The organism is Psychrobacter sp. PAMC 21119, assembly GCF_000247495.1.
Taxonomy (GTDB): Bacteria; Pseudomonadota; Gammaproteobacteria; order Pseudomonadales; family Moraxellaceae; genus Psychrobacter; species Psychrobacter glaciei.
The window spans coordinates 53,598-66,083 of the sequence record NZ_AHVZ01000019.1 but is presented as its reverse complement, the minus strand read 5'-3'; the positions used below and the strand labels follow the sequence as shown (position 1 = coordinate 66,083).

The 12,486-nt window shown below is 43.2% G+C and carries 11 protein-coding genes and 1 other RNA gene; 7 read left to right on the top strand and 5 right to left on the bottom strand.

Features of this window, described 5'->3' with window-relative positions:
- Positions 1–45 precede the first annotated feature (45 nt).
- From RH96_RS07800 to RH96_RS07790, 3 genes are all read left to right on the top strand, one after another.
- Positions 46–1,182, top strand: coding sequence for a multidrug resistance efflux transporter family protein (locus RH96_RS07800; RefSeq protein ID WP_010199485.1), 1,137 nt, complete (start codon positions 46–48; stop codon positions 1,180–1,182).
- A 14-nt stretch (positions 1,183–1,196) separates the two neighbouring features.
- The gene (locus RH96_RS07795; RefSeq protein ID WP_026037224.1) at positions 1,197–1,832 is read left to right on the top strand and encodes a trimeric intracellular cation channel family protein; all 636 of its coding nucleotides are present in this window, start codon (positions 1,197–1,199) and stop codon (positions 1,830–1,832) included.
- A gap of 89 nt (positions 1,833–1,921) precedes the next feature.
- Complete coding sequence (locus RH96_RS07790) at positions 1,922–2,587, top strand: trimeric intracellular cation channel family protein (protein ID WP_010199481.1); 666 nt, start codon at positions 1,922–1,924, stop codon at positions 2,585–2,587.
- Positions 2,588–2,852: 265 nt separating this feature from the next.
- On the opposite strand, the gene recJ is transcribed toward RH96_RS07790, so the two are convergent.
- Complete coding sequence (recJ, locus tag RH96_RS07785) at positions 2,853–4,664, bottom strand: single-stranded-DNA-specific exonuclease RecJ (RefSeq protein WP_010199478.1); 1,812 nt, start codon at positions 4,662–4,664, stop codon at positions 2,853–2,855.
- 320 nt (positions 4,665–4,984) lie between these two features.
- On the opposite strand from recJ, the gene RH96_RS07780 reads away from it, so the two are divergent.
- Positions 4,985–5,500 carry a hypothetical protein gene (locus RH96_RS07780; RefSeq protein WP_010199475.1) on the top strand — a complete coding sequence of 172 codons (516 nt, stop codon included), beginning with the start codon at positions 4,985–4,987 and terminating at the stop codon, positions 5,498–5,500.
- A gap of 109 nt (positions 5,501–5,609) precedes the next feature.
- On the opposite strand, the gene RH96_RS07775 is transcribed toward RH96_RS07780, so the two are convergent.
- Positions 5,610–5,924, bottom strand: coding sequence for a hypothetical protein (locus RH96_RS07775; RefSeq protein WP_010199472.1), 315 nt, complete (start codon positions 5,922–5,924; stop codon positions 5,610–5,612).
- 524 nt (positions 5,925–6,448) lie between these two features.
- Here RH96_RS07775 and RH96_RS07765 point away from each other — a divergent pair.
- Together RH96_RS07765 and RH96_RS07760 are read left to right on the top strand one after the other, a co-directional pair.
- A complete protein-coding gene (locus RH96_RS07765; protein ID WP_010199466.1) occupies positions 6,449–6,838 on the top strand; it encodes a hypothetical protein in 390 nt (129 codons plus the stop codon).
- 229 nt (positions 6,839–7,067) lie between these two features.
- A complete protein-coding gene (locus RH96_RS07760) occupies positions 7,068–8,729 on the top strand; it encodes an alkaline phosphatase D family protein (RefSeq protein ID WP_010199463.1) in 1,662 nt (553 codons plus the stop codon).
- A 159-nt stretch (positions 8,730–8,888) separates the two neighbouring features.
- Here RH96_RS07760 and RH96_RS07755 read toward each other — a convergent pair whose 3' ends face one another.
- From RH96_RS07755 to RH96_RS07750, 3 genes are all read right to left on the bottom strand, one after another.
- Positions 8,889–9,266, bottom strand: coding sequence for a hypothetical protein (locus RH96_RS07755; RefSeq protein WP_010199460.1), 378 nt, complete (start codon positions 9,264–9,266; stop codon positions 8,889–8,891).
- 364 nt (positions 9,267–9,630) lie between these two features.
- Positions 9,631–10,008, bottom strand: a transfer-messenger RNA (tmRNA) gene (gene ssrA / locus RH96_RS14755).
- Positions 10,009–10,103: 95 nt separating this feature from the next.
- Positions 10,104–10,775 carry an alpha/beta hydrolase gene (locus RH96_RS07750; protein ID WP_010199455.1) on the bottom strand — a complete coding sequence of 224 codons (672 nt, stop codon included), beginning with the start codon at positions 10,773–10,775 and terminating at the stop codon, positions 10,104–10,106.
- A 274-nt stretch (positions 10,776–11,049) separates the two neighbouring features.
- On the opposite strand from RH96_RS07750, the gene RH96_RS07745 reads away from it, so the two are divergent.
- On the top strand, positions 11,050–12,381 hold the full coding sequence (locus tag RH96_RS07745) for a glycerophosphodiester phosphodiesterase family protein (RefSeq protein ID WP_010199452.1): 1,332 nt from the start codon (positions 11,050–11,052) through the stop codon (positions 12,379–12,381).
- Positions 12,382–12,486 lie beyond the last annotated feature (105 nt).

The window sequence follows — 12,486 nt, the reverse complement described above, 5'->3', positions numbered from 1 at the left end:
AATCACTAAACGAACGGACATATAGCCAACGGTAAGGATTCAGGGATGGTCAAACTCATTTTACTCGGCTTGTTGGCGGGTGCGTTCTTTAGTTCCACTTTTATTTTAAACGAGCTGATGAGTGATGCAGGCGGTCACTGGTTTTGGTCAGCCAGTCTCCGCTATGTCTTTATGTGGTTGATTATCACCGCTGTTATCGTGATGCAGCATGGTTTTGGTCGTATTAAAGCGCTGACAGCGATTTTTTTTCAGCACTGGGGTTTTTGGTGCATGACTGGCAGTATCGGATTTGGGCTATTTTATACGGGTATTTGCTATGCCGCCGACCATGTCGCCGGTTGGGTGGTAGCAGCCACCTTTATGTTTACCGTCGTGACTAGCCTGCTCGTCTTACTGGCATTTGGCCAACGTTTTGATAAAAAGTTCATCGTCTATGCCGTTATTGTCTTTATCGGTGTGGTACTGGTCAATGTCAGCGAAGGATTGCACGCGGCGGCCATAGTCGATGCTGATGCCGCCCCCATGTCTGATATGCTGCTCTATGGCGCCTTACCTGCTCTCATCGCCGCTTTTAGCTATCCCATTGGTAATCAATTGGTTTGGCAAGCGTCTCATAATGCTCGCCAGCGTAATACCCATCTACAAAAAGCAGCGGCGTTAAAGGCTCAACGAGACAATCTCAATAGTAATGAGCCACTCATATCTGAAGCCTATGATTTACCAGCTGCCACATATGATGCTACCGATATCGATCGTACATATAAAAGTGAGACGGCAACATCATCCTTACAAAACCTAATTGCTCGTATTCCCTCTATCGAAACCACGCTGCTGCAAAATGCCTTTAATAAAGTATGGCTAATGACGCTCGGGAGTTTGCCCTTTTGGATGTTTTTAGGCATTATAGTGCGCCCTGATCAACCGCAAGTCTCACAAATATTTAATACGTTACTCGTTGCTCTATTGGCGGGTGTGGCAGCGACCACCATATTTTTGTATGCACGTGAGCAAGCGGTTATCTCAAGTGAGGTTGCGGGCGTTGATTCTACCCAAGCCAGCGAGGTGATATTTGCCTTGATAGGCGGTATATTATTGCTCAACAACGAGATACCTTCCACATTGGGGTTGGTCGGTATTGGGCTGATTATGTTGGGACTGGTACTATTTGCCAAAGATGGGTGAGACCAAATAACGCTATGATGAATAATTTTATTTTTCCTGATATTCTGCTGTATTTGCTCGATATGGTTGGTGTGATTGCTTGTGCTATCGCCGGTACTTTGCTCGCCCAACATAAAGGCTTCGATATTGCTGGCTGCATCTTAGTTTCGATGGTCAATGCCATTGGCGGTGGTACGCTACGCGATATGGCGCTAGATCGCCATCCGCTATTTTGGATGACCGATCTTAACTATGTGATTGTCATCACCGTCACCTCCCTTATCCTACAGATATTTTTTCATCTGTATCACAAGATCGATAACGCGCTCAAACTCTTTGATGCCATTGGACTAGCCGCCTTTAGCGTTATTGGTTTCAAAATAGCATTGACCCAAGATATGTCGCCCGTGATTGCCATTATGATGGGTGTTTGGACAGCCATTATTGGCGGTATGCTACGTGATATTATTTGTAATGAGATACCGCTGGTGCTCCAGCGCGAGATTTATATCTCTGCGAGTATTGTAGGCTCGGTCACTTATTTGCTGCTTGACAGTTTGGGTATGGATGCTGGATTAAATGAATTTATTATGCTGGGCGTTATCTTTGCAGTACGGATGTTAGCGTTGCGCTTTGATTGGCACCTGCCTTCTATTCGCTTGGTTAAATAAGACGGATTTGGATTGTTTAAAAAGCAACCTCTCTTATATTCGCTTATAATGCTTAGCCAATCATCATAAAAACTTACTGAGATTCGCACATGTTGGCTATCGCATTGGACCCTACGGTACTGATCACGACGTTCGACCCGCGTTCTTTGCTCTACTTGTTTGACATGATCGGCATTGTGGCTTGTAGTATCTCAGGGACCATCCTAGCAAAACACAAAAAATTCGACGTTTTTGGCTGCTTGTTGGTATCAATCGTGACCGCTATCGGCGGCGGCACCGTCCGTGATGTAATTTTGGATCGTCATCCACTGTTTTGGATGGTAGATATGAGCTACCTGACCGTCATTACCTTCTGCTCATTAGCGACACAAATATTTTTCCGTCCTAATTCAAGACGCGTCGATAGATTTCTCAAGCTCTCCGACACCATTGGTCTGTCAGCCTTTACCTTGATTGGTATCAAGGTTGCCGATAGCATGGGCGCCAATGTGCCTGTGGCCTTATTGCTTGGGGTGATTACTATTATTGTCGGCGGTATCATCCGCGATATGATTTGCAATGAGATTCCGCTGGTGCTACAGCAAGAGATTTATATCACCGCAGCCTTAACAGGCGGCATTCTATACTTTGCCCTGCACAATTTAGGCGTGGCGGATTGGATTGCTGACATCTCTGCCATGACTACGATTTTTACGTTAAGAATGCTCGCCATTCGCTACGATTGGCAGTTTCCTGCTCTTGAATGGAAGTATTAAACCCTAGGGCGTGTCTTCAATTCACTCGATAGTCATCTAAATGGGCTAAAAATGGCTAAATCTTGCCAAACATCGTCAAATAGCTTGTTAATATCCCGATATTATCTACGCTATTTTTCTTGTTTGACGGCAATTTATCTCATTTTTATCGCCATTTCTGAAATGAAGACACGCCCTACAATGCCAATATTAAAAAAGCGTCAACCTTAAACACAGTTGACGCCTTATTATTGTCTTTTCGTAGTCTTAAAATAAGGTAACATCCTTATTCATTAACGACTGCTAAGTCCCTTACCATCAGTTGCAGACTTTGTTTGCCATTCCATTCATTAATATCCAATTGAAATAACACGTGCACTTTTTCGGCACGATAGTCCCATGCCTCGCTATCGAAGTTAAAATAAATCGCTTCAATCGGATACTGCACATCAGGATAACGCAGCGACAGTTTAAGGTGTTTGTCTTTTAATACCTTAAAGCTTAATACTTCAAATACCCCATCAAATATCGGCGGTGCAAAGCCATGACCCCAAATACTGGCATTGGCCAAATGCTCAGCAAACCACAAGCTAAAGTCGCTCGCCTGCAACGCTCCATCAGTGAACTTCTGCTCTGCAAATACGTCATCGTCCATCTGTGCCATGACGTCATTGAACGCTGTGGCAAATGCCTCAAAGTTGCGACGCTTCAAGGTCAGACCTGCTGCCATCGCATGACCACCGAAATGGCTGATTAGGTCAGGATGGCGCTCAGCAACTAGTTCAATCGCATCACGAATATGCACGCCAGCGATAGACCGCGCCGAACCTTTGATAGCATCGTCGTCACCTGTACGCTCTGTATCTGCTGGCGCAAAAACGATACTGGGCAAATAATGACTTTCTTTTAAACGTCCAGCGACGATACCGATAACACCTTGATGCCAGTCATCTTGATACAAAATAATGCTGCGATCTTGATTATTAACAGCTTGTCTCTCAGTGTTATGCTGAATAATAGTATCGCCGCTTTCGTCAGCATCATTATCGTTATTAGTAGCAGCTAATGCTTGTACGATGCTATCCGCTTGCGCGCGCATCTCACCTTCTACGTGACGACGGGTACGGTTTAGCTGCTCAAGCTCTTGCGCCAAGCGCTGCGCCGTACTCCAGTCTTCGGTCAACAAACACTCGATACCGATGCGCATATTATCCATGCGCCCAGCAGCATTGATGCGAGGTCCTAATACAAAACCAAAATCTTGCGCCTGCATCTTCTTAGGATCACGGCCCGCTTGCTCAAGCAGTGCCAATATACCCAGACAGCAACGCCCTTGCTGGATAGCCGCTAGCCCATGATGCACTAAGATGCGGTTGTTCTTATCCAGCACACCAACGTCAGCAATTGTTCCTAGCGCCACCAAATCCAAATACTGACTGACTTGCACGGTAGATTTATCGGCTTCACGGCGCAGCTTGGCTAAGCGTCCGAGCACATAAAATGCCACGCCGACCCCTACGAGCGCTTTGCTGGTAAAGTTACAGTCGAGCTGATTGGGATTGACCACCGCTTCAGCAGGTGGCGTCTCTTTGGTCGTCAGATGATGATCCGTAATAATCACAGTGATGCCATCGGCCTGCGCACGTGCCACGCCTTCATGACTTGATATACCGTTGTCTACGGTGACAATCAACTCTGGCTGATACGTCTTAATGCCTAATTCGACAATCTCTGGCGTCAGACCATAACCGTATTTAAAGCGATCTGGTACTAGGAAGTCGACGACTGCGCCCATTTTTGTGAGTGCACGCATCATCAGCGCGGTACTGGTCGCGCCATCACAGTCAAAATCGCCCACGATAAGGATACGCTGACCGTCATCGATAGCCACGTCTAATAGACGCACTGCTTCTGTGACGCCATGCAGCATCTCTGCAGGCAATAGACCTGACAGGCCAGTCTCAAGCTCATCGGGCTGGGTAATACCGCGAGCTGCATATAAGCGAGCGAGCGTTAATGATTGGGCAGCAAGTGGTTGCAACGCGGTGGGCAACTCGTCGATGCGAGTGCTGGTATAACGGGGGGTTAAATTTAGCATGAGGCTATTCTACTGGCTTTAGCAAAGGGTCACAATGGTAATTTATAATGTCTCGGTATATCGTTTTTTATTGCATTACATTGCAATAAATCATACTTTACTGCCTGCATAAATCAAGTTATCCATGCTTACCTGTCTAGCGCACATAACTGCGCATTTACAAAAACGGTGCATAGTGACTGTATTTTTCTGCATTTTGCTACAAAGCAATGATTGTATGCCTCTTATAAATCCATAAAATAGTAACCAACTGAGAGACTTGCTATCTATTGAGACTTTTAATCTGATTTTTTTATTTTAACTATTTATAAGGATGCGTTATGAAAACCACACCAACCGCTGAAAAACTACCAAATACCATCGATCCTAGCCTAGATTTGGAAACAGTCAAAAAAGAGTGCCAAAAGCTGGTCAAAAAACGCGCCAAATATTCTGCCGGTGTCGCCATCATTCCTGTGCCATTTTTTGATGTCGCTGTGGATGCGGGCATGCTTACTCAGCTATTGCCAGAAATCAGTGAACGCTTTGGCTTGATTGAAGGACGTCAATCAGCAGTTGACCTAGAGTCACGCGCGATTCATTGGGGCGCTCTAAAAGATCGTACTGTCGATTTTGCAGGATTAATGGCAACGCGCGGTATCGTCAAAAAAACCGTACAAGGCTTCGGCGGTCGTATCGCTGCCAAGCAAGTCACGAAATTCATCCCGTTAGGTGGTCAAATGGTTGCTGCCACAATGGGCTATATGATTTTCAAAAAAATCGCGAATGATCATATCGAAGAGTGCTACAAATTGGCAAAAGACATTCAGCAAAAGCAACACGGTAAGAATGTCTAACTCTATTAAACAATAGAGAGTAGCTCTATAAAGTAAAACCAGCTAAGACGCATTGTCTTAGCTGGTTTTTTTGTGCTTAGTTACGCATATATGGGTTTAATTTCTCAATTTAATGACAGCCTTTTTCATAATACATCTCTAACTCAGAATACTCTATATCACTAATTATAATAATGTTATCTGCATAAGGACGATATTTTCTAACCATTATTTTTGCCGCTGGTTGCTTATCCATGAGAATTACCCCATCTTCGAGCCGAACATCGTTATCAAAACTAAATCCATCTCCCATGACTTTTGATCCAGAGCCTTTCCAATGACACTGCTCTATATGATAATCAGACATCACATATACACTTCTTATAAAAAACAGGCTGGGTATCAAAGCAATTAAGACACAGAAAATAAGTAACTTACGATTCATATGACATTTTACCCCTAGTTAAAATATATTTTGAATCACTTCTCTGTGCATAGTCAGATCCAAGTGGGTCGACAATACGAACTTTTATAGTGAATTTACTACATAAATACTCCATGTAAATTTCATCTCTCTTATCTATAAAACTCGTTACATTAAGATGAATTTTATACGTAGATTATTACATGCCACATTTTAGAATAGATGGTTATGAGTTCACGTCAACAGTAATGCTACTGTTGGGTTGCATCATGCTTTTCATCGCTAGTATTTCTGCAACATTTAATGATAGTTTTGATGAATTTTCGTATAAACACATCACTACCTGGTTATTTATCGTGGGTAGTTTACTGATGATTATTGGATACATTGGTTATAAAGCCTATACGTATTATCATCCTTATGCATGGCTGGATTAACAGAGTGAATCCTCTAAAATCATATACGGTATAGTTAATGGTGTCATTATTAGGTTTTGCTGATAATATACAGTTTTAAATAGCGCTGACACTTTAAAGGACTAACCTATGAAAAAAATCTTAATCTCAACGGCTATGCTTGCTACTTTTGCCCTAGCGGGTTGCACAACGACGGACGGTATGAATACTAATGCTGGCAATGCGATTGGTACAGCAAATAATATCGGTATGAACGTATTTAAAGCAGCGGTTGATAATCAATGCCGTAGTCAGATTGAAAATCAAAGCGCTTGGCGCATTGCCAGTGTAGCCATGACTGACACGCAAGAAGAAGCCATAAAAAGCAATGTCTGTGGCTGTGTCAGTGAGCAAGCCCCGCAGCAAGTGACCATCGTTGAATTGGGTAATGCAGCGATAGACACACAGTATCGCACACAGTTGGTAACTAGAGTCGTCGCCAAATCTCTACAAACGTGTTATGCAAATTTCACCAAATAAATTAAAACGCTTTGTATTTTTGGAATGAACATAAGCTGGGTTAGCGATTGCTTAACCCAGCTTATTCATATAAATTATTAAGAATATAGTCAATCTCGTATAAATCGGATACGGTATTAGGCTCACTCCGTCTACTACTGGCATTACTTTGACTTATCTCTCTTATACCCCAGTTATCTTGAACCGACTACAAATGGACTTTATTTTTAACCAATATCAAGGATGATAGATGAAAAGACGTGCGTTTATAAAACTAGGCGGTCAGGTGACCGTAGCAGGTACTTTGTTGACCCAGCTAAGTGCTTGCTCATCAGACGATGACTCAACCAATTCAAATACCTTAGATAAGGTAGACGATTTAGGTTATCAAGGTGCAGCACCTTTCGTACATGGTATCGCCAGCGGTGACCCTTTGCATGATCGAGTGATACTGTGGACACGAATCACCAATGACGGCAGTATCAGTGCCACTAGCATTCCAGTCGGATATGTCATCGCGACAGATCCAGAGCTCAAAAACATTGTCGCTAGCGGCAGAGCATTGGCCACCTCAGAGTCTGACTTTACGGTCAAAGTCGACCCAAAACTTCCCCAACCTAATACCACTTACTATTACGCTTTTGAAGCTTTAGGCTATACATCCCCTATCGGTCGCACGCGCACGATACCCAATGCAGACTTGCCAGCCAGCGAAGTAGAACGCGTGCGCTTAGCAGTGGTTTCCTGCTCTAATTATGGTTATGGCTATTTTAATGGCTATGCAGATATCGCTAAACAAGCAGATATATCAGCCGTGTTGCATTTAGGTGACTATATCTATGAGTATCCAGAGGGCTTTTATCGCGATCAATCCTTGATAGAAGAGCGTCCGATAGACCCAAAGAATGAAATCATCAGTTTAAAAGATTACCGCCTGCGTTATGCCTGCTATCGCACTGATATTGACTTGCAAGAATGTCATCGCCAACATCCCTTTATCGCTGTTTGGGATGATCATGAGATCGCAGACAACTCATGGAAGGGTGGTGCTCGGTTCCATACTGAAAGTAAAGGCAGCTATATAGAGCGCAAAATGTCAGCGGTTCGCGCCTATCACGAGTGGATGCCTATCCGTGACGATAGCAGCAACGAGCTCGACAGTCAGCTGCGGATTTATCGACGCTTTGAATTTGGTAAATTGTTCGATTTAAATATGTTAGACACGCGTATATTTGGCCGTGAAAAGCTAGATGCGACAGCCAGTAATGAGCCTGAGCGCCAACTGCTTGGACTTGAGCAAGAAAACTGGCTCTATCTAAATATGCTAGAAGGTAAACGCCGCGATGCGACATGGCAAATACTGGGACAACAAGTCATTTTAGCGCCGTTTAAAGGTGCATCTGCGACCAACTCCGGAGATATTTGGAATGGCTACGCCAGTGCGCGCGATCGTCTGCTCAATTTTATTGAAGACAACAATATCGATAACACCGTCGTGCTGACTGGCGATTACCATGCTTCTTTCGCTTTTGATGTCTGTAAAAACCCATTCGATGCTAGCAGCTACAACCCAAATACTGGTGCAGGGTCGCTGGCTGTCGAGTTCGTTTGCCCTGCTCTGACTTCGCTTGCCTTCCCTGAAAATGACAATGGAGCAGAGGCTAATCCCCACCAGAAGTTTAACAATCAAACCGATCATGGATATATGCTACTTGATATCACCGAGCAGGCCTGCCAGTGCGATTGGTATTATACGGATACACTGACTGAGCGCGATGACAGTACTCGCTTTGCCAAAGGGCTGTATACTCAGACGAAGACCAATCACTTGGTTGAAGGCAGTCAATCTCGTCCTATCACCAACGTCTCTGCTTTAGCTGCTGCAAATAAAGCAGTCGGGATGAAAATATAAGTATCGTTAAGTGCTACAGATATTTAAAGCATTAAAGTAATGTTCGTTGAGAGTAGAAAACAATAAAAAGGGTGCGTTATAAATAACGCACCCTTTTTATTGCTGAGCCTTTGTACCATCCACTCCTCTCAGCTTATTACTTTGGCTTATTACTTTGGCTTAGAACTTGTTTTTGTCAACTGGACTCTGTGACAGAGCTGCTGTAAAAGGCAGTATTTTACTGCGACTAAAATACTTAGAAGAGCCATCGATAATCTTGTCTACTTCTTTGATCAAATCATTAATAACGTCATCATAAACACCATGACATAGTTCGGTTTCGAATGCCGTAAAGGGATGCTTACGCGATGCCGAGCTGACCTCTGTCACACCTTGCTTACTATAAAAAATATCGACTCGACCATCACTGTTGAGTACACAATTTAATAATCCGCCCTCCAGCTCCATCTCTACTCGCTCAGGCATAAAAATATAATCGTCTACATTGATGAGTTTTTTCTCTACTTCTCTTTTAAAAAATGACTTGATATCAAACATGGATATATCCCTGACCTCAATTATAATATACGTTAGCGCGCCTGACTTTATGACCATCAACCAGCATTCATTTGCATGCTTGGTAGGTCGTGCTTTGTTAATATATCCTATAAGATAGAGGGCTATTTTTTAAGACAGGAAATGTAAAACTGCGTTTGCGGTTGGTAATAGTCAGACGGTATATAGATTTAAAATCTGACCATCATGAAAAATATCCATTACACCGAATCAACTAAACTCCTCCAAGTAACCACTGTCTATAGCTGATATGGTTGAGCTTACATATGCTAATCAGGAAAGCTAATAACAAAATCATGCCATAAAAAAGTCAGCCACCTAAGTGACTGACTTCATTTAAAATATTTGGTGGAGATGGCGGGAGTTGAACCCGCGTCCGCCAGCATTACGCTCATGAATCTACATGTTTAGTTTCTGTCTTTAATTTTAGTCTGCACCGATCCGACAGTCAGGATGGATTAGCCGATTCTCTACTTTTGAACCCAAGCGATTGAGACAATCCCTTGTGGCGAGCCTACATGCGGACGCTTCAACTTAGTTGACCAACTGTAGGTGATCAGCAACTAAGTAAACAGGGTTAAACCAAGTAAACTGGGTTTAAGCTGCTAGAGCGTAATTTTCGTCGTTTGCGACTATAACAATATATGTTGGATTAACGAGAGGACATATACTCTCGACATGCATCATTGAGTTTCATCACCAGCGTCGAAGCCAGAACATCCCCAATAAGGTCGAATATTATATAGGAATTAAGTGCCAACTTTCAACCTATAAAACACCCTCATTACATTACGTTACGTTACAGTTCAGTTCAGTTCTCTAAGCCAATACTTTATTTAACCATTTACCAATATTTTGAATTTGTGGCATACATACCTGATGTGCCATTGGATAGGTATTATAAGACACATTATAATCTTTTGCTGATAAAAGCTGCTGCGCTTGCTCGCCTAAGATCACAGGAACCACCGGATCATGAGTACCATGTTCAATCAATATTGGCATGTCTTTATTAGCAGCACTATAACTAATGTTGTCATTGGTTGCTAAATACGTAGAGAGCGTCATTAAGCCAGCCAAGCGCTTCGGATAGCCGAGTGCCACATGATAAGCCACTGCCCCGCCCTGCGAAAATCCTGCAATCACAATATGCTCAGGAGCAACACCGCGTTCCATCTCGCGGCTGATTAAATCATTAATCTGCTGGGCAGACTCTTCAATTTGAGCCACATCGATTTTGCGCTCAAGGCTCATCTCTAAAATATCGTACCATGCTGGCATCACCATGCCGCCATTCACGGTCACTGGGCGCTTAGGCGCATGTGGAAAGATAAAGCGTACTGCCATATCATTAGCCAATTCTAACTGCGGTACTACTGGCTCAAAATCATGGCCGCTGGCACCCAAGCCATGCAACCAAATGACAGCGCGATCTATCTTTTTTTGAGAAGGGTTATGTTCAACAATGACTGCATCTAAATAGTTACTCATATTTATCCTTAATACTGTAGTGGGATATGCCCTAAGCATTTCTATATTTTTTTTACTCAAATAACGTGTGTGTCATCATATCTTCAACATCGTCTGTTACTCTAGAAACATGGTCAATAATAAGACACCGAACAAAAAATGGTCATCATGCGCACATTGATGATAAGTTCTTACGACTTAATGCTACTCTTGACAAACAATGAGCGACGATTTTTTCGATACCTATTGATACAACTAATGGGATTATTTTTGTAATTTTACAGGAACAGTTTACATGACAATCTTTAATAATTCAGTGCTTAAACTGGATAAACGTACGTTTAAAACAATCAATCTTGCTTTACCTTTGGTTATCATCAGCTCACTATCCATGTTAGGTTGCACGGAGGACAGCCAAGCAAGAACCACTCCGTTGGCGACACAACCATCCTCACCGCTCGCCTATAGCTACGGTGTTCGTCCATTTTATTTGATCAATGATATGGATGAGAGCCCATTAAAAGAAGAGCTGATGGCTTGCAAAGCACAAGTACCTAGCAAAACGAACTTTTCTATCGCGCATCGAGGTGCGCCATTACAACTGCCTGAACACACTTATGATAGCTATGTTGCCTCAGCACAAATGGGCGCAGGTATCTTGGAATGTGACGTGGCTTTTACCAATGACGGTGAGCTGGTCTGCCGCCATGCACAAGACGATCTGCATACCACTACTAATATTCTTGCTACCCCGCTGGCCAAACAGTGCACCGTGCCGCCAATTATCGACGCCAACGGTGTGCTGACCAATGCTGACAGCATTGAATGTCGCACATCAGACATTAGCGCAAATGAGTTCAAGACCCTCACAGGGAAAATGGATGCCGCGAATAAAAAAGCGACCAGTATCGATGAATATATGAATGCGACTGCGCCTTGGCGAACAGACTTGTACTCGCAAAATGGCAAGGTATTGACTTTGAAAGAGCATATCGCATTGGCACGCCAACTGGGTATGAAGCACACGCCTGAGCTAAAAGCGCCCGCAGTGACCATGCCGTTCAATGGTTATCGTTTAGACGATTACCGCCAGCAGCTCATAGAGACTTATAAGGCAGCGGGTGTGCCTGCAAACGATGTATTTGCGCAGTCATTCAATATAGAAGACCTTGATTACTGGATAAAGAATGAGCCAGCTTATGGTGCCAATGCCGTTTATCTCATCGATGACAGTAATGAAACCGCTGAAAACAAAACGTTTGATAAAGATGATGCGACGACATGGAAGCACTCCTTGGCTGATATCAAAGCCCGTGGCATTAACATCATTGCGCCAGCACTTTGGCTATTAGTCACAACGGATGACAATGGAAAAATGATACCGTCAGCCTATGCAAAACAAGCAAAAGCCAATGACCTAAAAATCATTACGTGGTCAATAGAGCGTTCAGGTCCACTGGCAAATGGCGGTGACTGGTATTATAGTGGTCTTGGCGAGGCTATCAATAATGATGGTGATATGATGAATTATATCGATGTGTTGGCACAAGACGTCGGTGTCCAAGGCATCTTTTCAGATTGGCCTGCTACAGTGAGTTATTATGCCAACTGCAAAGGCTTAAAATAGACTCATTTGATTACTTCTTCTTATCTAAGTGTCTAATATTAAGACACGCCCAATACCAGCTTAATTATTGTTAAGCTGGTTTTTTATTTTTCATTGGTTGTATCA

Excerpts from the sequence above, each read along its gene's own strand:
- RH96_RS07800 (WP_010199485.1), top strand. The coding sequence starts at position 46 with ATGGTCAAACTCATTTTACTCGGCTTGTTGGCGGGTGCGTTCTTTAGT.
- RH96_RS07795 (WP_026037224.1), top strand. The coding sequence starts at position 1,197 with ATGATGAATAATTTTATTTTTCCTGATATTCTGCTGTATTTGCTCGAT.
- RH96_RS07790 (WP_010199481.1), top strand. The coding sequence starts at position 1,922 with ATGTTGGCTATCGCATTGGACCCTACGGTACTGATCACGACGTTCGAC.
- recJ (WP_010199478.1), bottom strand. The coding sequence starts at position 4,664 with ATGCTAAATTTAACCCCCCGTTATACCAGCACTCGCATCGACGAGTTG.
- RH96_RS07780 (WP_010199475.1), top strand. The coding sequence starts at position 4,985 with ATGAAAACCACACCAACCGCTGAAAAACTACCAAATACCATCGATCCT.
- RH96_RS07775 (WP_010199472.1), bottom strand. The coding sequence starts at position 5,924 with ATGAATCGTAAGTTACTTATTTTCTGTGTCTTAATTGCTTTGATACCC.
- RH96_RS07765 (WP_010199466.1), top strand. The coding sequence starts at position 6,449 with ATGAAAAAAATCTTAATCTCAACGGCTATGCTTGCTACTTTTGCCCTA.
- RH96_RS07760 (WP_010199463.1), top strand. The coding sequence starts at position 7,068 with ATGAAAAGACGTGCGTTTATAAAACTAGGCGGTCAGGTGACCGTAGCA.
- RH96_RS07755 (WP_010199460.1), bottom strand. The coding sequence starts at position 9,266 with ATGTTTGATATCAAGTCATTTTTTAAAAGAGAAGTAGAGAAAAAACTC.
- RH96_RS07750 (WP_010199455.1), bottom strand. The coding sequence starts at position 10,775 with ATGAGTAACTATTTAGATGCAGTCATTGTTGAACATAACCCTTCTCAA.
- RH96_RS07745 (WP_010199452.1), top strand. The coding sequence starts at position 11,050 with ATGACAATCTTTAATAATTCAGTGCTTAAACTGGATAAACGTACGTTT.